General features: G+C 72.0%; 20 protein-coding genes and 2 tRNA genes. 14 read left to right on the forward strand and 8 right to left on the reverse strand.

All coding sequences use genetic code 11. The features are described from left to right. Positions 1-152 precede the first annotated feature (152 nt). The 3 genes from OO68_RS40015 to OO68_RS40025 all read left to right on the forward strand — a co-directional run bounded on the left by OO68_RS40015 (position 153) and on the right by OO68_RS40025 (position 2,440). Positions 153-226, forward strand: a tRNA-Met gene (locus OO68_RS40015). 234 nt (positions 227-460) lie between these two features. Next, positions 461-2,284: a tetratricopeptide repeat protein gene (locus tag OO68_RS40020; RefSeq protein WP_209442676.1), complete on the forward strand. Its 1,824-nt coding sequence runs from the start codon at positions 461-463 to the stop codon at positions 2,282-2,284. A gap of 82 nt (positions 2,285-2,366) precedes the next feature. Beyond that, a tRNA-Met gene (locus tag OO68_RS40025) sits at positions 2,367-2,440 on the forward strand. A gap of 63 nt (positions 2,441-2,503) precedes the next feature. Here the strand turns inward: OO68_RS40025 and OO68_RS40030 are convergent. Continuing rightward, positions 2,504-2,920 (reverse strand): Fur family transcriptional regulator, encoded by a 417-nt coding sequence (locus tag OO68_RS40030; protein ID WP_062928973.1) that lies wholly within the window; start codon positions 2,918-2,920, stop codon positions 2,504-2,506. A 166-nt stretch (positions 2,921-3,086) separates the two neighbouring features. Between OO68_RS40030 and OO68_RS40035 the strand changes: the two genes are divergently transcribed. Continuing rightward, positions 3,087-4,538, forward strand: coding sequence for a catalase (locus OO68_RS40035; protein ID WP_209442677.1), 1,452 nt, complete (start codon positions 3,087-3,089; stop codon positions 4,536-4,538). Positions 4,539-4,610: 72 nt separating this feature from the next. Here the strand turns inward: OO68_RS40035 and OO68_RS40040 are convergent, their stop codons facing one another. From OO68_RS40040 to OO68_RS40050, 3 genes are all read right to left on the reverse strand, one after another. Next, a complete protein-coding gene (locus OO68_RS40040) occupies positions 4,611-5,003 on the reverse strand; it encodes a CBS domain-containing protein (RefSeq protein WP_033314413.1) in 393 nt (130 codons plus the stop codon). A 129-nt stretch (positions 5,004-5,132) separates the two neighbouring features. After that, positions 5,133-5,933: a histidinol-phosphatase gene (gene hisN, locus OO68_RS40045; RefSeq protein WP_033314414.1), complete on the reverse strand. Its 801-nt coding sequence runs from the start codon at positions 5,931-5,933 to the stop codon at positions 5,133-5,135. Positions 5,934-5,966: 33 nt separating this feature from the next. Then, positions 5,967-6,716: a GbsR/MarR family transcriptional regulator gene (locus OO68_RS40050; protein WP_033314415.1), complete on the reverse strand. Its 750-nt coding sequence runs from the start codon at positions 6,714-6,716 to the stop codon at positions 5,967-5,969. Positions 6,717-6,938: 222 nt separating this feature from the next. On the opposite strand from OO68_RS40050, the gene OO68_RS40055 reads away from it, so the two are divergent. From OO68_RS40055 to OO68_RS40070, 4 genes are all read left to right on the forward strand, one after another. Beyond that, entirely contained in the window at positions 6,939-7,610 is a 672-nt protein-coding gene (locus OO68_RS40055; protein ID WP_033314416.1) for a DUF4097 family beta strand repeat-containing protein, read from the forward strand. Between the two features lie 31 nt (positions 7,611-7,641). Next, entirely contained in the window at positions 7,642-8,598 is a 957-nt protein-coding gene (locus OO68_RS40060; RefSeq protein WP_033314417.1) for a daunorubicin resistance protein DrrA family ABC transporter ATP-binding protein, read from the forward strand. Then, complete coding sequence (locus tag OO68_RS40065; RefSeq protein WP_033314418.1) at positions 8,595-9,386, forward strand: ABC transporter permease; 792 nt, start codon at positions 8,595-8,597, stop codon at positions 9,384-9,386. The genes OO68_RS40060 and OO68_RS40065 overlap by 4 nt, the downstream gene beginning before the upstream one ends. A gap of 234 nt (positions 9,387-9,620) precedes the next feature. Then, positions 9,621-10,226 (forward strand): TetR/AcrR family transcriptional regulator, encoded by a 606-nt coding sequence (locus tag OO68_RS40070; RefSeq protein ID WP_033314419.1) that lies wholly within the window; start codon positions 9,621-9,623, stop codon positions 10,224-10,226. Positions 10,227-10,233: 7 nt separating this feature from the next. Here the strand turns inward: OO68_RS40070 and OO68_RS40075 are convergent, their stop codons facing one another. The 4 genes from OO68_RS40075 to OO68_RS40090 all read right to left on the reverse strand — a co-directional run bounded on the left by OO68_RS40075 (position 10,234) and on the right by OO68_RS40090 (position 13,873). Beyond that, positions 10,234-10,557, reverse strand: a complete 324-nt coding sequence (locus OO68_RS40075; RefSeq protein ID WP_033314420.1) for a DMT family transporter — start codon at positions 10,555-10,557, stop codon at positions 10,234-10,236. Positions 10,558-10,695: 138 nt separating this feature from the next. Beyond that, a complete protein-coding gene (rsgA, locus tag OO68_RS40080) occupies positions 10,696-11,706 on the reverse strand; it encodes a ribosome small subunit-dependent GTPase A (protein ID WP_033314421.1) in 1,011 nt (336 codons plus the stop codon). A 17-nt stretch (positions 11,707-11,723) separates the two neighbouring features. Next, complete coding sequence (aroA, locus tag OO68_RS40085) at positions 11,724-13,040, reverse strand: 3-phosphoshikimate 1-carboxyvinyltransferase (protein WP_033314422.1); 1,317 nt, start codon at positions 13,038-13,040, stop codon at positions 11,724-11,726. A 110-nt stretch (positions 13,041-13,150) separates the two neighbouring features. Then, complete coding sequence (locus OO68_RS40090) at positions 13,151-13,873, reverse strand: M50 family metallopeptidase (protein WP_033314423.1); 723 nt, start codon at positions 13,871-13,873, stop codon at positions 13,151-13,153. 103 nt (positions 13,874-13,976) lie between these two features. On the opposite strand from OO68_RS40090, the gene OO68_RS40095 reads away from it, so the two are divergent. The 6 genes from OO68_RS40095 (at position 13,977) to OO68_RS40120 (ending at position 19,436) form a co-directional block, all read left to right on the forward strand. Then, positions 13,977-14,792 carry an SOS response-associated peptidase gene (locus OO68_RS40095; protein ID WP_033314424.1) on the forward strand — a complete coding sequence of 272 codons (816 nt, stop codon included), beginning with the start codon at positions 13,977-13,979 and terminating at the stop codon, positions 14,790-14,792. Position 14,793: 1 nt separating this feature from the next. Next, the gene (locus tag OO68_RS40100) at positions 14,794-15,450 is read left to right on the forward strand and encodes an alpha/beta hydrolase family protein (RefSeq protein ID WP_033314425.1); all 657 of its coding nucleotides are present in this window, start codon (positions 14,794-14,796) and stop codon (positions 15,448-15,450) included. 256 nt (positions 15,451-15,706) lie between these two features. Beyond that, entirely contained in the window at positions 15,707-16,393 is a 687-nt protein-coding gene (gene sigR / locus OO68_RS40105; RefSeq protein ID WP_033314426.1) for an RNA polymerase sigma factor SigR, read from the forward strand. Beyond that, entirely contained in the window at positions 16,390-16,701 is a 312-nt protein-coding gene (gene rsrA, locus OO68_RS40110; protein ID WP_033314427.1) for a mycothiol system anti-sigma-R factor, read from the forward strand. Before sigR ends, rsrA begins: the two co-directional genes overlap by 4 nt. 153 nt (positions 16,702-16,854) lie before the next feature. Further along, positions 16,855-18,192, forward strand: coding sequence for an HD-GYP domain-containing protein (locus OO68_RS40115; protein ID WP_033314428.1), 1,338 nt, complete (start codon positions 16,855-16,857; stop codon positions 18,190-18,192). Continuing rightward, a complete protein-coding gene (locus OO68_RS40120; protein ID WP_209442678.1) occupies positions 18,189-19,436 on the forward strand; it encodes an HD domain-containing protein in 1,248 nt (415 codons plus the stop codon). Before OO68_RS40115 ends, OO68_RS40120 begins: the two co-directional genes overlap by 4 nt. Positions 19,437-19,481 lie beyond the last annotated feature (45 nt).

The following is a 19,481-nucleotide window of genomic DNA, read 5'->3' on the forward strand; positions in this document are numbered from 1 at the left end:
GGCTGGACTGGTACAACTACCACCGACCCCACACCGGAATCGGCGGCCAAACGCCAGCCAGCCGCGTCACCAACCTGCCCGAACAGCACAGCTAGGGCCCTGGCCTGGTCAAATGCCCATCCCGCGCCGTGATACGGTTGTGAACACAACGGCGCGGGGTGGAGCAGCTCGGTAGCTCGCTGGGCTCATAACCCAGAGGTCGCAGGTTCAAATCCTGTCCCCGCTACTGAAGTCGCGATGTCCGAGTGACGGAGCGGCCACGAAGGCCCGGATTCCACAAAGGAATCCGGGCCTTCGTGATGTGTGAACGCATGTGCTGGCGCCGGCTGTGGCCGCGCCGCCTGGGGGAGTTGGACGTTCTGTGTTTGACTTGTCTCTCTGTGGGCATGTCGACAAAACGCTGAAGTGACCTCACTGGCTGCGGTATACCAGGTGTACCCAGGTTGCAGGTGGTGCGACGATGGACGTTATGGGGGACAAGGCAACTCTGTTCGAGACAGGGCGTTTTGTGCAGCCTTCCAGCCGGGAGGACACCGAGACCCCGGACGAGACCGGGGGGATCGCCGACGAGGCGGCCGAGGAGCTGCGTCAGCGGCTCGCCGCCGAGACCGGCGACGTCGAGGCGATGAGTGTCCTCGGGGCCATGCTGCTGCGCCGTGGTGACCTCGACGGTGCCGAGCCTCATCTGCGTGCCGCCACCGCCGCGGGCGACCGGGCGGCCGCCAACAATCTGGGAGTTCTCCTTCACCAGCGGGGGTACGCCGACGAGGCCGCCGGATGGTGGCGGATCGCCGCCGTCGCCGGATCCACGGCGGCCGCGCACGCCCTGGGCCGGCACCACCGCGAGCGCGGCGACGAACCCGCCGCCGAGTACTGGCTGCGCCAGTCCGCCGAACAGGGGCACACGCTGGGCGCGTACGCGCTCGCCGACCTGCTGGAGCACCGCGGTGACGCCGGGGCCGAGCAGTGGATGCGGGTCGCGGCCGAGCGCGGCCACCGGGAGGCGGCGTACCGGCTGGCGCGGTCGCTGGACCGGAACGCGGCGCGGGAAGCCGGCGGCGACAACGGTGTCCAGGTGCCGGAAGAGGCCGAGCAGTGGTACCGGCAGGCCGCCGCGCGCGGTCACCGGCGGGCCGCCCTGCACCTCGGGACGATCCTGGAGCGGCGCGGCGAGCTCAAGGAGGCCGGACGCTGGTACCTGACGTCCGCCAAGGACGGCGAGGCGCGTGCCGCCTGCGCGCTCGGCTTCCTGCTGCGCGACGCGGGCGACACCGAGAACGCCGCCGTGTGGTGGCTGCGGGCCGCCCAGGACGGCGACGGCAACGCGGCGAACGCGCTGGGCGCGCTGCACGCCGAGCGGGGCGAGACCCAGACCGCCGAGCGGTGGTACCGGGCGGCGATGGACGCGGGCGACGTGAACGGCGCGTACAACCTCGGCCTGCTCTGCGCCGAGCAGGGGCGTACCCCGCAGGCCGAGCAGTGGTACCGGCGCGCGGCCTACGCCGGGCACCGGGAGGCCGCGAACGCGCTGGCGATCCTGCTGTTGCAGGGCGGCGACGAGACGGGCGCGGAGCCGTGGTTCTCCAAGGCCGCGGAGGCCGGGAGCGTCGACGCCGCCTTCAACCTCGGCATCCTGCATGCCGGGCGGGGCGAGGAGCAGGCCGCGCTGCGCTGGTACGAGCGGGCTGCCGCCGCCGGGCACACGGAGGCGGCGCTCCAGGTCGGCATGGCGCGGCTGCGGGACGGCGACGAGCAGGAGGCCGAGCGGCATCTGCGGTGTGCGGCCGGGGGCGGGAGCGCCGAGGCCGCGTACCGGCTGGCGACGGTGCTCGACGCCCGGCGCCCGCCGGAGCCCGCGCACGAGCTCGGGGAGCCGGTGCATCGCCGGAGCGAGTGCGAGGAGTGGTACGAGCGGGCGGCGGACCAGGGGCACCGGCGGGCGCAGGTGCGGGTCGGCATGCTCGCGGCGGCCAGGGGCGATGTCGTCGAGGCGGCTCGGTGGTACCGGGAGGCGGCCGAGGCCGGGTCCCGCAACGGTGCGTTCAATCTCGGGCTGCTGCTCGCCCGGGAGGGGAGCGAGCCCGAGGCGGCGGTGTGGTGGAAGCGGGCCGCCGACGCCGGGCACGGGCGGGCGGCGTTGCGGCTGGCCCTCGTCTACGCGCGTCGGGGAGAGCTGGCGGAAGGGCAGCGCTGGGCCGACCGGGCCGTGTCGCTGGGGCCGGCGTCCGTCGCCGAGCGGGCGGAGCGGCTGAGGGACGCGCTGCGGCAGGAGCTGTCCGCGTGAGGTGCTGCGGGTGGGGCCGGGGTGCAGCCGGGCAATGGATTTGCATCCGCCCTCCGCGGTGACGTAACGTTGCATTCACCGACGCGGGGTGGAGCAGCTCGGTAGCTCGCTGGGCTCATAACCCAGAGGTCGCAGGTTCAAATCCTGTCCCCGCTACTGAAGGCCGAGGGCCGGAATCCGGGGCTCTCGCGCGTTCGCGCGTTCGCGCGTTCGTGCGGGCTAGGCGGCCGCGCAGTTCGGGCAGACGCCGCGGTACGTCACCTCGACGTCCGAGACCGTGAAGCCGAAGCGCTCGGTGTCGGGGAGGTCGGCCAGCGGGTTGCCGGTCGGGTGGACATCCCGGATCGCGCCGCATTGAGCGCAGACCAGGTGGTGGTGCGGCTGGTGGGCGTTCGGGTCGTACCGCTTGGCGCGCTGGTCGGTGGAAACCTCCAGCACCTCGCCGAGGGTCACGAGCTCCCCCAGCGTGTTGTAGACGGTCGCTCGGGAGATTTCGGGCAGCTTGGCGACGGCCCGGGCGTGGACCTCGTCGGCCGTCAGATGGACGTGTTCGCCGTCGAGGACCTCGGCCACGACGCGCCGCTGCGCGGTCATCCGCCATCCGCGTCCGCGCAGGCGTTCCAGAAGGTCACTCATGGCCACCAGCCTAACAGCTAAGGGGACCAGGTCCCGAACAGGTGTGAGATTAGAGCCTCACTTGCTTTAGACAATGTCTATTGTAGGATCGAGGACGGCTTTGACCAACGGACAGGACTGGTCAGGGGCAGTGCAGGACTGATCAGGAATGGTGCAGGAGGCGCACGTGACGCAGGGACCGCTTACGACGGAGGCCGGGGCTCCGGTCGCCGACAACCAGAACAGCGAGACCGCGGGCGTCGGCGGCCCGGTGCTCGTCCAGGACCAGCTCCTGCTGGAGAAGCTGGCCCACTTCAACCGCGAGCGCATCCCGGAGCGCGTAGTGCACGCCCGCGGCGCGGGCGCGTACGGCACCTTCACGGTGACCGCCGATGTCACCCCGTACACGCGGGCCGCCTTCCTCTCCGGGATCGGCAAGCAGACCGAGGTCTTCCTGCGCTTCTCGACGGTGGCGGGCAACCTGGGGGCGGCGGACGCGGTGCGCGACCCGCGTGGCTTCGCGCTGAAGTTCTACACCGAGGAGGGCAACTACGACCTCGTCGGCAACAACACCCCGGTGTTCTTCATCAAAGACGCCGTCAAGTTCCCGGACTTCATCCACACCCAGAAGCGCGACCCGTACACCGGCTCGACCGAGGCGGACAACGTCTGGGACTTCTGGAGCCTGTCGCCCGAGTCCACGCACCAGGTGACCTGGCTGTTCGGCGACCGCGGCATCCCCGCCTCCTACCGCCACATGGACGGCTTCGGCTCGCACACGTTCCAGTGGAGCAACGCGGCCGGCGAGGCCTTCTGGGTGAAGTACCACTTCAAGACGGACCAGGGCATCGAGAACCTGACGGCCGAGGCGGCGGCCCGGCTCGCGGGTGAGGACCCCGACTCCCACCAGCGCGACCTGCGCGAGGCCATCGAGCGGGGCGAGTACCCGACCTGGACGGTCGGGGTGCAGATCATGCCGGTGGCCGAGGCGGCGACGTACCGCTTCAACCCGTTCGACCTGACCAAGGTCTGGCCGCACGCGGACTACCCGGTCGTCGAGATCGGCAAGCTGGAGCTCAACCGCAACCCGGAGAACATCTTCGCCGAGGTCGAGCAGTCGATCTTCAGCCCCGCCCACTTCGTGCCGGGCATCGGGCCGTCCCCGGACAAGATGCTCCAGGGCCGCCTCTTCGCCTATGGCGACGCCCACCGCTACCGCGTCGGCATCAACGCCGACCACCTGCCGGTGAACCGCCCGCACGCCACCGTGGCGCGCACCAACTCCCGTGACGGGTACCTCTACGACGGCCGTCATGCCGGTGCGAAGAACTATGAGCCGAACAGCTTCGGCGGCCCGTTCCAGACGGACCGTCCGCTGTGGTCCGCCACGGCCGTGAGCGGCGCGACGGGCACCCACCCGGCCCCGGTCCACGCCGAGGACGACGACTTCGTCCAGGCGGGCAACCTCTACCGGCTCATGTCGGAGGACGAGAAGGAGCGCCTGATCGCCAACCTGGCGGGCTTCATCGCCAAGGTCTCGCGCGACGACATCGTCGAGCGCGCGATCGACAACTTCCGTCGGGCCGACGGAGACTACGGCAAGCGGCTGGAGGCCGCGGTCCAGGCCCTGCGCGGCTGAACTCCAGCACTGGACCGCTTGCGGTAGTGGACGGGCCGGGTCCCCTTGCGGGGGCCCGGCCCGTCCGTGCCGCTATGCGGGAACCTGCTGCCGTGCCGGGGCCCAGCAGCGGATGATGTCGCGGACCGAGACGATGCCGGCGGGTTCGCCGCCGTCCAGCACGATGAGGTGCCGGAAACCGCCGTGGGCCATGGCGCCCGCCGCCTCCTCCAGCGTCCAGGCCGGAGCGGCGAACACGACGTTGTTGGTGGTGTGGGCGTGGGCGCGTTCCGTGTCCGGGTTCTGGCCCAGGCCCACGGAGTTGAGGATGTCGCGTTCGGTGAGGATGCCGATGCCGCCGGCGTCGGGGTCGTGGACCACCGCCGCCCCCACCTTGCGCGCGGACATCAGCGCGGCGGCCTGGCGCAGGGTGTGGGTCGGGCCGATGGTGAGGACGACAGTGCTCATGGCGTCACGGACGAGCATGGATGGAGCCACCTCCTGGGAGTGTCCCCGCCGTTTGTTCAGCGTTTCACAAGTTCACAAGTGGGGGGACTCTCAGAGTGGCAGGCAAAGGGAGGGTCAACAAGAGGGCGCTCGGTAACAACGGGGGGCTCAGTAGCGCTGGTTCAGATACCCCAGCAGCTCGTCGTGGAGCAGGCCGTTCGACGCGGCCGCGTTGCCGCTGTGGGGGCCCGGGCGGGCGTCGAGGCCGGTGAAGGTGCCGCCGGCCTCCGTGACGACGATGGCGGTGGCGGCCATGTCCCACAGGGACAGCTCCGGCTCGGCGCACATGTCGATGGAGCCCTCCGCGACCATCATGTAGGGCCAGAAGTCGCCGTACGCGCGCGTGCGCCACACCTCGCGGGTCAGGTCCAGGAAGCCGTCCAGGCGGCCCTGCTCCTCCCAGCCGCTCAGCGAGGAGTACGCGAAGGAGGCGTCGGAGAGCTTGGAGACTTGCGAGACCTGTAGCCGGGAGGCCTTGGTGAGGCTGCGGCCGGAGAACGCGCCGTGGCCCTTCGCGGCCCACCACCGGCGGCCGAGGGCGGGCGCGGACACCACGCCGACGACGGGCTGGAAGCCGCCCTCGCCGGCCTCCATCAGGGAGATGAGCGTGGCCCAGACGGGCACGCCCCGCACGTAGTTCTTGGTGCCGTCGATCGGGTCGATCACCCAGCGGCGGGGGCCGGTGCCCTCGACGCCGTACTCCTCGCCGAGGATCGCGTCCCGCGGGCGGGCGCGCCCGAGGTGGCCGCGGATGAGTTCCTCCGCGGCCTTGTCCGCCTCGCTCACCGGGGTCATGTCCGGTTTGGTCTCGACCTTGAGGTCGAGGGCCTTGAACCGGTCCGTCGTCGCGGCGTCGGCGGCGTCGGCGAGGACGTGGGCGAGACGCAGGTCGTCGAGGTAGTCGGGCATGCAACGAACCTATCTGCCGAGGTGGGGCTGGGGCTACAGGGGGTTGGCAGGGCCGGAGGCGTCGGATGCCGTCCCGGGCTTGCTGTGGAGGATGTCGCGCGCCTGCTCCGCCGCGCGGGCGGTGCTCTCGGAGACGAAGTCGAGGAACCGGGCGACGTTCTCCAGGCGGGCGGCGGCCGGGGAGCCGGGGCCGAGGACGCCGACGCCCTGCCGGGCGATCCCCACGACCGCGGCGATGGACCGGGCGCTGGCCATCATCGACCGGTACCAGACGTCGTCGTCGACGACGTACCGCTCGCGGCGTCCTTCGTCCGCTTCCCGGCGGACCAGGCCCTGGCTGTCGAGGAACGCGACCGCCTTGGAGACGGACGCCGGGCTGACCTGGAGTCGCTGGGCGAGTTCGGACGCGGTGAGGCTGCCCGAGTCGGTCAGGCAGAGGCAGGCCATCACCCGGGACATCATCTTGGGCATGCCCGACCCCATCAGGACGGTGGTGAACGTCTCCTCGTACTCGCGTACGGCCTCGGCGTCCCGCCCGTCGGCCTGCGGGGGCGTCTTCGGATCCCGGGGTGGGGTCTGCCTACGGCGCTGGGTGCGGTGTTCCGTGGCGCGGTGGGCCAGGTCGGCGCGGTAGGCCGTGGGTCCGCCGTTGCGCATGACCTCGCGCGTGACCGTCGAGGTCGGGCGGTCGAGGCGCCGGGCGATCTCGGCGTAGGCGAGGCCGTCGGCCAGCCCCAGCGCGATCTGCTGGCGTTCCTGCTGAGTGAGCCTGCCTCCCGGCATCGTGGCCTCCTTCGTGGTGCGTGACGTCCCCAGCTTAGCGTTCAGCTTCATTCCATTGCAACGAAGACAGGGTCGTTGTTGCGTTAGGCTGCATGGTCATTGCAATGATTTCAGTGCTCTGAACTGCATGTTTGTGCTTTAAGTGCAACGAGTGTGTTGCCGGATGCGTGAATGCAACGTAGCTTTTCCGTCATCGGAAACAACGGATCGAAGGAGAGCACGATGCAGAAGTTCGACAGCCCCGCCCCCGTCTCCGCCGTCATCGACATCCCCGCCGGGCGCATCCGGTTCATCGCGGCCGACCGGGCCGACACCACGGTCGAGGTCCTGCCCGCGGACGTCTCCAAGAGCCGCGACGTGAAGGCCGCGGAGCAGATCGAGGTGGCTTACGGCGACGGCGTCCTGCGGATCGAGGCCCCGGAGCCGAAGAACCGGGTCCTCGGCCACTCCGGCTCCGTAGAGGTGACGGTGCAACTGCCCGCCGGCTCCAGCGTCGAGGCGAAGGCGGCCGCCGCCGAATTCCGCGGCGTCGGACGGCTCGGCGACGTCGCCTACGAGGCGGCGCAGGGCTCGGTCAAGCTCGACGAGACGGGCGGCGCCCGCCTCACCCTGCTCGCCGGCGACATCTCGGTCGGCCGCCTGGGCGGCCCCGCGCAGATCAGCACCCAGAAGGGGGACCTCGGCGTCGCCGAGGCCGTGGGCGGCGTGGTCGCGCTGCGCACCGAGCAGGGCGACATCTCGGTCGGCGCGGCCCGCGGCGTTTCCGCCTCCCTGGACGCCGGCACCGGCTACGGCCGGATCCACAACAGCCTCATGAACGCCGACGGCACCGCCGCCGGCCTGACCATCCGCGCGACCACCGCCTACGGCGACATCACCGCGCGCAGCTTGTAGACCTCCCGCCCTCTTCGAAGGAGCACCCCTCATGACCGACCTGGCCATCGCGGCGCACGGGCTGCGGAAGAGCTACGGCGACAAGACCGTCCTCGACGGAGTCGACCTGGCCGTCCCGGAAGGGACGATCTTCTCCCTGCTCGGCCCGAACGGCGCGGGCAAGACCACCGCCGTCAAGATCCTCTCCACCCTGATCACCGCCGACGCCGGCGTGCTGCGGGTCGGCGGACACGACCTCGCCACCGACCCGCAGGCCGTACGCGCCGCGATCGGCGTGACCGGTCAGTTCTCCGCCGTCGACGGCCTGATCACCGGCGAGGAGAACATGCTCCTCATGGCGGACCTGCACCACCTGCCCCGGCGCGAGGGACGCCGCGTCGCCGCCGAACTGCTGGAGCGCTTCGACCTCACCGACGCCGCGAAGAGGCCCGCTTCCACCTACTCCGGCGGCATGAAGCGCCGCCTCGACATCGCCATGACCCTGGTCGGCGACCCGAGGATCATCTTCCTCGACGAACCCACCACCGGCCTGGACCCCCGCGCCCGGCACAACATGTGGCAGATCATCAGGGAACTCGTCACCGGCGGCGTCACCGTCTTCCTCACCACTCAGTACCTGGAGGAGGCCGACGAACTCGCCGACCGCATCGCCGTGCTCCACGACGGCACCATCGCCGCCGAGGGCAGCGCCGACGAACTGAAGCGGCTCATCCCGGGCGGACACGTCCGGCTCCGCTTCACCGACCCGGCCGCCTACCGGCACGCCGCCGCCACCCTGCGCGGAGTCACCCCGGACGACGAAGCCCTCGCCCTGCGGATCCCCAGCGACGGCAGCCAGCGCGACCTGCGCTCCATCCTCGACCGGCTCGACGCCGCCGGCATCGAAGCCGACGAGCTGACCGTCCACACGCCCGACCTCGACGACGTGTTCTTCGCCCTGACCGGCCCGGCCGGCATCCCCGACCAGCCCAAGGAGACCACCCGATGAGCGCCCTCGGCCTCGCCCTCCGCGACTCCTCCACCATGCTGCGCCGCAACCTCCTGCACGCCCGGCGCTACCCGTCCCTCACCCTGAACCTGCTGCTCACCCCGATCATGCTGTTGCTGCTGTTCGTCTACATCTTCGGCGACACCATGAGCGCCGGCATCGGGGGCGGCGGTCCGGACCGGTCCGCATACATCGCCTTCGTCGTGCCGGGCCTGCTGCTGATGACCATCGGCAGCACCACGATCGGCACCGCGGTCTCCGTCTCCAACGACATGACCGAGGGCATCATCGCCCGCTTCCGCACCATGGCGATCCACCGCGGGTCGGTGCTCATCGGGCACGTCGTCGGCAGCGTGCTCCAGGCGGTCATCAGCGTGGTGCTGGTCGGTGCCGTCGGCGTGGCCATCGGCTTCCGCTCCTCCGGCGCCGGCGTCCTGGAGTGGCTCGCGGCCTTCGGACTGCTCGTGCTCTTCGCCACCGCCCTCACCTGGGTCGCGGTCGGCATGGGCCTGGTCAGCCCGAACGCGGAGGCCGCCGGCAACAACGCGATGCCCCTGATCCTGCTGCCCCTGCTGTCCAGCACCTTCGTCCCGCTCGACGCGATGCCGGGCTGGTTCCGGCCGATCGCCGAGTACCAGCCGTTCACCCCGGCCATCGAGACCCTGCGCGGGCTGCTCCTCGGGACCGGGATCGGCCACAACGGCTGGCTCGCCCTCGCCTGGTGCCTCGGCCTCGCGGTGCTCGGCTACTTCTGGTCGACCTCGAAGTTCAACGGCGACCCGAGGTAACCGCCGTGGCCACGCGGGCCACCTCCCGCGAACGTCCCACCCCAGGGCGGCGTACACCGGCATCCCGCCGGAGTGCGCCGCCCGTTCCTCTGCCCGGGGCGAGATCCCGCACCGGGTCGACGCACCGCGCGGCAAGGCCGAAACGCGCCTCCGCGCGCACTCGCGAACCCTTGACAGTGCTTCCATCCGCGTCAAACCTGGGCGCAGAGCCGCTCGCCCCAAGGGGAGGCGAAGATGCCTGCAGCGCGGGAATCCTTACTGGACGCCGCCTACACGGCGCTGGTGCGCCGGCCGTGGTCCGCCGTGCGGATGGTGGACGTGGCCGCGGCGGCCGGAGTGTCCCGCCAGACGCTGTACAACGAGTTCGGCAGCAAGGACGGCCTGGCCAGGGCGCTCATGAGGCGAGAGGCCGACGGGTATCTCGCCGGGGTCGACCGAGCCCTCGCCGGGTACAGCGACGCCCGCGACCGGCTCACCGCCACCGCCGAGTGGACCGCCTCGGCGGCCCGGGACAACGTCCTCGTCCGCGCCCTGCTCACCGGCTGCTGGAGCGAGCGGCTGCCCGCTCCGGCCCTGACGGCCGTGGCGTCCACCTCCGCCGTACCGGCCCAGCGCCGCGCCGACGGCCCCCTGCCCTCACCCGGTGAGTTCGTCGCCCTCGTCCGCGACCGGGCCGTCGCCTACCTGGCCGCCCCCGGCACGCCCAAATCCGACACCGCAGACCTGGCCCGCTCCTGCGAACTCGCCGTCCGGCTCGCCCTGTCGTGCGTGGCCGCGCCACCCGGCGAGGGCGGCGTCGCCGGCCTGGTCCGCAGCGCCCTTCAGCGGCAGGCGGGCTGACCGGGCGTCAGTGCGCCGACCCCGACAACTGCAACCCGACCACGCCGATGATGACGAGACTGATCGACACGATCTTCAGCGTCGACACCAGGTCCCCCAGGAACACCATGCCGTAGATCGCCGTCCCCGCCGCGCCGATGCCCGTCCACACCGCGTACGCGGGACCCACGTCGAGTCGTCTCAGCGCCAGGGTCAGCAGGCCGAAGCTGCCGAGGGCGAAGACGCAGAACGCGATCGTCGGCCAGAGCCGGGTGAAGCCGTGGGACAGCTTGAGACACACCGCGAAGCCGGTCTCGAGCAACCCGGCCACGATGACCAGCAGCCACGCCATGAGTCGTCCTCCCGTATCCCACGTTCAGTGACCGCTCAGTCAGTTTCGTCGCGCTCGTCAGGCTTTGGCCAGGATTGCATCCGGCTTGCGTGCGATTATGCACTTACCGCCAGGACACCGGCACAAACAACGCGGAGGTCAGTCGCCTTCCTTGCGTTCGCGGGTGGCCAGCAGGCGGCGCAGCGAGTACAGCCGCGCGGGATCCGCGTGCCCCTCGGTCACCCAGGCGTCCAGCGCACAGTCCGGCTCGTCGTGACTGCACGCGCGCGGGCAGCCCTCGGTGCCCGGCTCCAGGTCGGGGAAGGCGTGGATGACCCGGGACGGGTCGACGTGGTTGAGCCCGAAGGACCGCAGGCCCGGGGTGTCGATCACCCAGCCGTCGTCGCCCGAGAGCGGCAGCGCCAGCGCCGAGGTGGTGGTGTGCCGGCCGCGGCCCGTCACCGCGTTCACATGGCCCGTGGTACGCCGTCGCTCCTCGGGCACCAGCGCGTTCACCAGGGTCGTCTTGCCCACGCCGGAGTGGCCGACGAACGCGGTGATCTTGCCGTCGAGCTGCTCCCGCACCCGGGCGAGGGCGACCCCGCTCTCCAGTTCCGCGCGGCTGGTGACGACATAGGGGATGTCGAGGTCCCCGTACAGCTCCAGCAGCTTCTCGGGCGGGGCGAGGTCCGACTTGGTCAGCACCAGCAGCGGATCCAGGCCGCCGTCGTAGGCGGCGACCAGACAGCGGTCGATCAGCCGGGGGCGAGGCTCCGGGTCGGCCAGGGCGGTGACGACGGCCAGCTGGTCGGCGTTGGCGACGACCACCCGCTCGAACGGATCGTCGTCGTCCGCCGTGCGCCGCAGGACCGAGGTGCGCTCCTCGATGCGCACGATCCTCGCGAGTGAGTCCTTCTTGCCCGTGAGGTCGCCCACGATGGCCACGCGGTCGCCGACCACCGCCGCCTTGCGGCCCAGCTCGCGGGCCTTCATCGCCATGACCACACGGTCCTCGACGAGGCAGGTCAGGCGGCCCCGGTCGACGGTGAGGACGAGTCCCTCGGCGGCGTCCTCGTGTTTGGGGCGGATGTTCGTCCGGGGCCGGGTGTTCCGGCGGCCCGGACGGGTGCGGATGTCGTCCTCGTCGGTGTGCTTGCCGTAGCGGCGCATGACGTGATCCCTGCGTCCTACGCCCCGAGCATCCCGGTCCACAGATCGGGGAAGTCGGGCAGGGTCTTGGCCGTCGTCGCCACATTCTCGATCTGCACGCCCTCCACCGCGAGGCCGATGATCGCGCCGGCCGTGGCCATGCGGTGGTCGTCGTAGGTGTGGAAGATCCCGCCGTGCAGCCGGCGCGGGCGGATGTGCAGACCGTCCGCGGTCTCCGTGACGTCGCCGCCGAGTTCGTTGATCTCCTTGGTGAGCGCGGCCAGCCGGTCCGTCTCGTGCAGCCGCAGGTGGGCCACCCCGCGCAGGGTCGACGGGGAGTCCGCGAGGGCCGCGACCGCCGCGATGCCCGGCGTCAGCTCGCCGACCTCGCCCAGGTCGACGTCGATGCCGTGCACCGAGCCCGAGCCGGTGAACACCAGCCCGTACTCGGTCAGTTCGCAGGAGCCGCCCATCTCGGAGAAGATCTCGCGCAGCTGGTCACCGGGCTGCGTGGTGCGGGCCGGCCAGTCCGGGACGACGACCTTGCCGCCGGTCACCAGCGCCGCCGCCAGGAACGGCTGGGCGTTCGACAGGTCCGGCTCGATGACCAGGTCCCGGCCGAGCAGGGCGCCCGGCGAGACCCGCCAGACGTTCGGCTCGCCGCCCGACTCGGGCGTGTCCACCTGGGCGCCGACCGAGCGCAGCATGTCGACGGTCATGCGGATGTGCGGCATGGAGGGCAGCGTGGCGCCGGTGTGGCGGACCTCGACGCCCTGGTTGAAGCGCGGCCCGGACAGCAGCAGGGCGCTCACGAACTGCGACGAGGAGGAGGCGTCGATGGCGACCGTGCCGCCGTCCAGGGCGCCGCTGCCGTGCACGGTCAGGGGCAGCGCGCCGCGGCCGTCGTCGTCGATCCGGGCGCCGAGCTGCCGCAGCGCGTCGATGACGCCGTTCAGCGGACGCTCGTAGGAACGGGGGTCGCCGTCGAAGCGGACGGGGCCGTCGGCGAGGGCGGCGACCGGCGGCAGGAACCGCATCACCGTGCCGGCGTTGCCGACGTCGACCGTGGCCGGGCCACGCAGGCCCGTGGGGAGTACCCGCCAGGCCTCACCCGTGCCGTCGGGGCCCACGCCTTCCTCGATCTCGATGCCCATCGCCCGCAGCGCGCCGGCCATCAGCAGGGTGTCGCGGGAGCGCAGGGGGCGGCGCAGCCAGCCGGGCTCGGACGCGAGGGAGGCGAGGACCAGGGCGCGGTTGGTGACCGACTTGGACCCGGGCACGTGGACCGTCGCGTCGACGGCTCCGCTCGCGTGCGGGGCGGGCCAGAGGGCGGTGTCTGGGGTGTTCGGGGCCATGGCCCCACTTTATAAGCAGGCCGTCGTCCGGGTGCGGCGCCGTGGGGCCGGTCGCACCCGCGTGGTGCAGCCGCGCGGCGCGGCGGCGACCGGCCCCCTCGGGGCGGCCGTCACATCTCCAGCAGCCAGCGTCCGCCGCCGATCAGCGAGCACAGCGACACCGCGTGGAACAGGAAGAACCACAGGCCCGCCGGCACGTGCGTCAGCCGCGACAGCTGGTCGGCGTCCGAGTCGCCGGCCCCGCCCCGGGCCCGCTTCGCCTGGAGTTCGAAGGCGGGGCGGACCCCGCCGATCAGCAGGAACCACACCACCGCGTACGCGAACGCCGCCTGGACCTGAGGGCCGGCCAGCCAGGACACCAGCACGAACAGACCGCCGGTGACGAGCATGGTCAGGGCGCCGTAGGCGTTGCGGATCATCACGAGCATGGCGAGGAGCAGGGCCGTGGCCAGCCACAGCAGGAGCGTGATCCGGCCGGAGCCCAGCAGCGAGGCCCCGCCGAGGCCCAGCAGGGGCGGGGCCGTGTACCCCGCGGCCGCGGTGAGGATCATGCCGATGCCGTGCGGCTTGCCGCGGCTGACGGTCAGGCCGCTGGTGTCCGAGTGCAGGCGTATGCCCGTGAGGGTGCGGCCGGTGAGCAGGGCCACGAGCCCGTGGCCGCCCTCGTGGGCGATGGTGATGGCGTTGCGGGAGATGCGCCACAGGCCGTGCGGGACCACCACGGCGAGCGCGGCGCCCAGGGTCGCGAGCACCACCCACAGGTCGGGATCGGGCTGCGTGCCGGACACCTCGTCCCAGAGGGAGGCGAGCGAGGCGGTTGCGGTGCTGTCCATGTGCGGCGTTGGCTCCCTGTGGTCGGTCCAATGGGTGCGGCGCGCAGCGCCGTCGTTGAGGGGTGGTGGTCGGGCGACGGGTGGGCCTGGCAGTGTGGCACGTATGTGCGGACGATATTCAGCGAGTCGTAGGCCAGAGGATCTCGCAGGAATCTTTGAGATCGAGAAGTGGGAGCCCGAGGAGACCCTCGCGCCGGACTACAACGTGGCGCCCACCAAAGAGGTCTACGCCGTCCTGGACCGCCCCCTGAAAGACGCGGACGACCCGCGCCCGGTTCGGCAGCTGCGCACCCTGAAGTGGGGGCTCGTCCCGTCCTGGTCGAAGACCCCCGAGGGCGGCGCCCGGATGATCAACGCCCGTGCGGAGACCGTCCACGAGAAGCCGTCCTACCGTCGTGCCTTCACCTCGCGGCGCTGCATCCTGCCCGCCGACGGCTACTACGAGTGGGTCACCGGCACCCAGGAGCGCGAGCTGGAGGTCGAGGGCAAGAAGAAGCGGCCCCGCAAGCAGCCGTACTTCGTGACGCCGGCCGACGGGTCGGTCTTCGCCATGGCCGGGCTGTACGAGTTCTGGCGGGACAAGACGCTGCCCGACGACCACCCGCAGGCCTGGTGGGTGACGTGCTCGGTGATCACCACGGAGGCCGAGCAGAGCCCGCTCGCGGTGTCCCCGGCCGACGGGCCGCGGGCGCTCGCCGAGATCCACCCCCGGATGCCGCTGATGCTGACGCCGGACCGCTGGGACGCCTGGCTGGACCCCTCCCGCACGGACCCCGACGGCCTGCGCGAGCTGCTCGCCCCGCCGCCCGCCGGGCTGATGCGGGCCTACCCGGTCGCCACGGCCGTCAGCAACGTCCGCAACAACGGGCCGGAGCTGCTCAAGGAGCTGGAAGGCCCCGAAGAGGGCACACTCTTCTGACGTGACGCATGTGACGAAGACCGCCGGCACCGCCACCGAGACCTTCGAGACCGACGCTGGGACCGCCCGTATCACCTGGCACGGCGCGAAGACGGCCCGGCTGGTGCTCGCCGTCAGCCACGGCGCGGGCGGCGGTATCGAGGCCCGTGACCTGGTGGCCCTCGCCGAGGTCCTGCCCGCCCACGGCGTGGCCGTCGCCCGGGTGGAGCAGCCCTGGCGGGTGGCCGGGAAGAAGCTGGCGCCCGCGCCGAAGACCCTGGACGCCGGCTGGCGCGGCATCTGGCCCGCCCTGGCGAAGCCGGGTCTGCCGGTGATCTCCGGCGGGCGCAGCGCCGGGGCCCGGGTGGCCTGCCGCACCGCGACCGAGCTGGGCGCCCGCGCCGTGCTAGCGCTCGGTTTCCCGCTGCACCCGCCGGGCAAGCCGGAGAAGTCCCGCGCCGGGGAACTTCTGGGAGCCGGAGTGCCCACCCTGGTCGTGCAGGGCGGCAACGATCCGTTCGGGAAGCCGGAGGAATTCCCCGACGGGCCGTTCGAGCTCGTGGAGATCCCGTACGGTGACCATGGCTTCGCCGTGCCGAAACGGGCGGACATCTCGCAGGACGAGGCCGTGTCCCTCATCACGGACGCGGTCGTGGAGTGGACCGGGTCACTCGGGTAAAGCTTCGGGAATGCCGGGGCGGCGGTCACTGTTGTGCGGGACGTACGTGCTGGAGACCAGCACCGACGTCGTAGGAGAGGGAGTCCGCCGCATGGGTTCGACCATCTGCCCGACCCGCAGCAGCCGCGCCGACCTGGACTGGACGGTGCTGCACGCGGGCAAGACCGCCCCTATTCGGGCGGCGGGCGGACCGGATCGTCGTCTATCCTCCGATTCGGGTGAGACCGGTCTCGGTCTCACGAGAGCATTCGAGGAGGTGGGTCCGGTCACTGGGACCGACGCAGGGACCGACAACGGCCAGGCGGAGCAGCCCGAGGGCCAGGGCGGCACGGGCGCGGAGACGACCACGGAGCGCAACGCGCGCTTCGAGCGGGACGCGCTGGAGTTCCTCGACCAGATGTACTCGGCCGCACTGCGCATGACGCGCAACCCGGCCGACGCCGAGGACCTGGTGCAGGAGACGTACGCCAAGGCGTACGCGTCCTTCCACCAGTTCCGCGAGGGCACCAACCTCAAGGCGTGGCTGTACCGGATCCTCACCAACACCTTCATCAACTCGTACCGCAAGAAGCAGCGCGAGCCTCAGCGCTCCGCGGCCGAGGAGATCGAGGACTGGCAGCTCGCCCGCGCCGAGTCGCACATGTCGACGGGCTTGCGCTCCGCGGAGTCGCAGGCGCTCGACCACCTGCCCGACTCGGACGTGAAGGAGGCGCTCCAGGCGATCCCCGAGGAGTTCCGCATCGCGGTCTACCTCGCGGACGTCGAAGGGTTTGCCTACAAGGAGATCGCCGACATCATGGGGACACCCATCGGTACGGTGATGTCCCGGCTGCACCGGGGACGCCGTCAGCTGCGCGGCATGCTGGAGGACTACGCCCGTGACCGCGGGATGGTCCCGGCCGGTGCCGGAGAGTCGAACGAAGCGAAAGGCTCGGGGTCATGAGCTGCGGAGAGCCGCACGAGACGGATTGCAGCGAAATCCTCGATCATCTCTACGAGTTCCTCGACCGTGAGATGCCGGACTCGGACTGCGTGAAGTTCGAGCACCACTTCGAGGAGTGCTCGCCCTGCCTCGAGAAGTACGGGCTCGAGCAGGCCGTGAAGAAGCTCGTCAAGCGCTGCTGCGGGCACGACGACGTGCCGGGCGACCTGCGGGACAAGGTCATGGGGCGGATCGAGCTGATCCGCTCCGGCCAGGCCGTCCCCGAGCAGGACGTCACGGCCTCGCCCGCCACGCCCCAGGAGTCCTGACACTCCTGCGCTTTTCAACTACCCCACCTCTGCACGGGTAGTCGCCCTCGAACGCATCACTCGAACGTGCTAATCCGCGGGTTATCGGCCCGCGGATCCCCCTGCCGCCGTCCTAGGCTCCGGGCCTGACGGACCTGGCCGGGGGAGGGGCTCATGGAAGCGGTAACGGCACGGGCACGTGTCTACATCGCCTGTGTCGCCGTCGCCGCGCTGCTCTGCCTGCTGCCACCGCCGGGCGTCCGCACGCCCTGGTGGGCTGTCGCGCTGCTCGCCGCGCTGTACGCCGGCTGCGAGCGCGTCGCCCGGTCCCGGTTCGTCGGGATCTCCCACCCGGCCGGGACCTTCTACCCCGTGCTGCTCGCCGGTGCCTTCCTGCTGCCGGCGAGCGCCGCGGCGCTGGTGGTCGTGCCCGGTGCGCTGCTCTCGCACGCCGGCCGGCGGCCCGTGGCGCTGCGGCGCGTCTGGCGGGCCGCCCAGCTCGTCCTCGGTGTGTGGGCCGCCGCCACGGTGCACCGGCTGCTCGGCGGACGGGACGCGGTGGCCGTCGGCGACGTCCCGTACGCGCTCGGTCCGGCGGGGGCGGCCGTGCTGGCGTTCTGCCTGGTCCTCGCGCTGCTCGACGGCGGCATCCTGGCCGTGGCGGAGCGGGTGCCGCTGCGGCGGGCCTGGCGGGGTCTGGTGGCGCGCTCGCTCGCGCCGATCGCCGTGCACGGACTCGCCGGTCTGATGATGGCCGTCCTGTGGCGCAGCCCCTACGGCCCGGTCGCCGCCCTGCTCGTGCTGCTGCCCATGTGCGTCTCGTGGTGGGCGTTCGCCCAGTACCACCGGGAACGCGCCGCCCATCAGGCGACCATCCGGGCGCTGGTCCAGGCCGTCGACATCAAGGACGGGTACACCCGCGGGCACAGCGAGCGCGTCGGGCAGGCCTCCATGATGATCGCCCGGGAGCTGGGCATGGCCGACGAGCGCGTGGAGATGCTCCGCTTCGCCGGGATCCTGCACGACGTGGGCAAGCTGGGCGTGCCCACCCGGCTGCTGAGGAAGGACGGGCCGCTGACGCCCGAGGAGCGGCGGGTCATCGAGCTGCACCCCGAGTACGGGCACGAGATGGTGCGCGGCATCGGCTTCCTCGGCGAGGCCCGCGCCGCCGTGCTGCACCACCACGAGCGACTGGACGGCAGCGGCTACCCCTACGGCCTGGTGGGCCGTCAGATCCCCGAGTCCGCACGGGTCGTGGCCGTCGCGGACGCCTTCGACGCCATGACCTCCACCCGCAGCTACAGCAGGGCCCGGCCCGTCGCCGTGGCCCTGGCGGAGCTGGAGCGGTGCTCGGGCAGCCACTTCGACCCGGTGATGGTCGCGGCGCTCGTCGAAGCCGTCGGGCGGACGGGGTGGCACCCCGCGGTGACCGCCGACGACGAGGAGACCCGCCCGGCCCGGGTGCCCCCGCCCGGCACACCCCTGTCCAGCCGCCCCGGAGCACACCGATGAGCGCCTACCGGCCGCCGCCGCTCCTCACCCTCGTCCACGCCTGCGCCGCCCTGCTCGCCGCCGGTTCCCTCGCCGTCACCCTCTCCGCAGGCCTGGAGGAACGCCGGGTCGCCCTCGCCTTCGGCGTTCTCGTCACCGTCGGCGAGCTCGCCCGGAGCAACGGCGCGCAGATCCGGGAGCCTGCCCCGCTCGGGGCCGCCGCGGCCCTCTCCTACGCCCTGCTCGGCGAGGCCGGCGGACATGCCACCCACCACGGTCCCGCCCAGGTCGTCGCCGTGGTGCTGGCCGCCTCACTGCTCGGCAGCGTCCCGCACGTCGCCCGCGGGCAGGGGCCCACCCTCGACCACCTGGCGCGCCGCGTGCTCACCGTCGGGTTCGTCGCCGTGTGCTTCCAGCCCCCGTACAACCGGGGCATGTTCGACGACTGGGGCGGCCCCGCCTACGCGCTGCTGCTGCTCGCGCTGCTGTCGCTCACCGCGCTGTGCGACGCGGTGCTCGCCGCCGCCCTGGCCCACACCCGCACCGGCTGGCCCTTCGGGCCGGTGCTGCGGGACGAGCTGCGGGCCGTGTGCGGCATCGGGTCCGCCGTCATCGCCACCGGGGCGGTGATGGCGCTGGCGGTCGCCGTCGTGGGCCTGTGGGCGCTGCCGGTCTTCTCCGTGCCGCTGCTGCTCGCCCAGATGTCGTTCCGCCGCTATGCCGCCGTCCGGGCGACCTACCGGCAGACCATCGCCTCCCTCGCCCGGGCCACGGAGGTCGCCGGCTACACCCCCTGCGGGCACGCCCGGCGGGTCGCCGCGGTCAGCCAGGCGGTGGGGCGTGACCTGGGACTGACCGAGCCCGAGCTGGCCGTGCTGGAGTACGCCGCGCTCATGCACGACATCGGCCAGCTGAGCCTCGTCGACCCGGTGCCGGCGGGCGCCACCGCCGCGCTGCCCGCCGCGGAGCAGCGGCGGATCGCCCTGCTCGGCGGAGCCGTCGTCCGGCAGACGGGCGTCGACGAGGCGGTGGCCGTCGTCGTGGAGCGGCAGGCCGACCCCTGCGCCGAGCAGCCGCTCGCCGCGCGAATCGTCCGGGCCGTGAACGCGTACGAGGAGAAGTCCCGGGAAGGAGGGCCCGGCGGGCCGCTGACGGCGCTGGAGGAACTCCGGCTCGCCACCGCCGGGACGTACGCCCCGGAAGTGGTGGAATCACTGGCCCGCGTACTGGCAAGGAGCAGTCTGACCCTGCCCGTGGCTGGGTAACCCATGGGTAATGAGCGGCCTTGAGGCCGCACGTGGTTGGATGCG

Source organism: Streptomyces iakyrus (assembly GCF_000717055.1).
GTDB classification, from domain to species: Bacteria; Actinomycetota; Actinomycetes; order Streptomycetales; family Streptomycetaceae; genus Streptomyces; species Streptomyces iakyrus.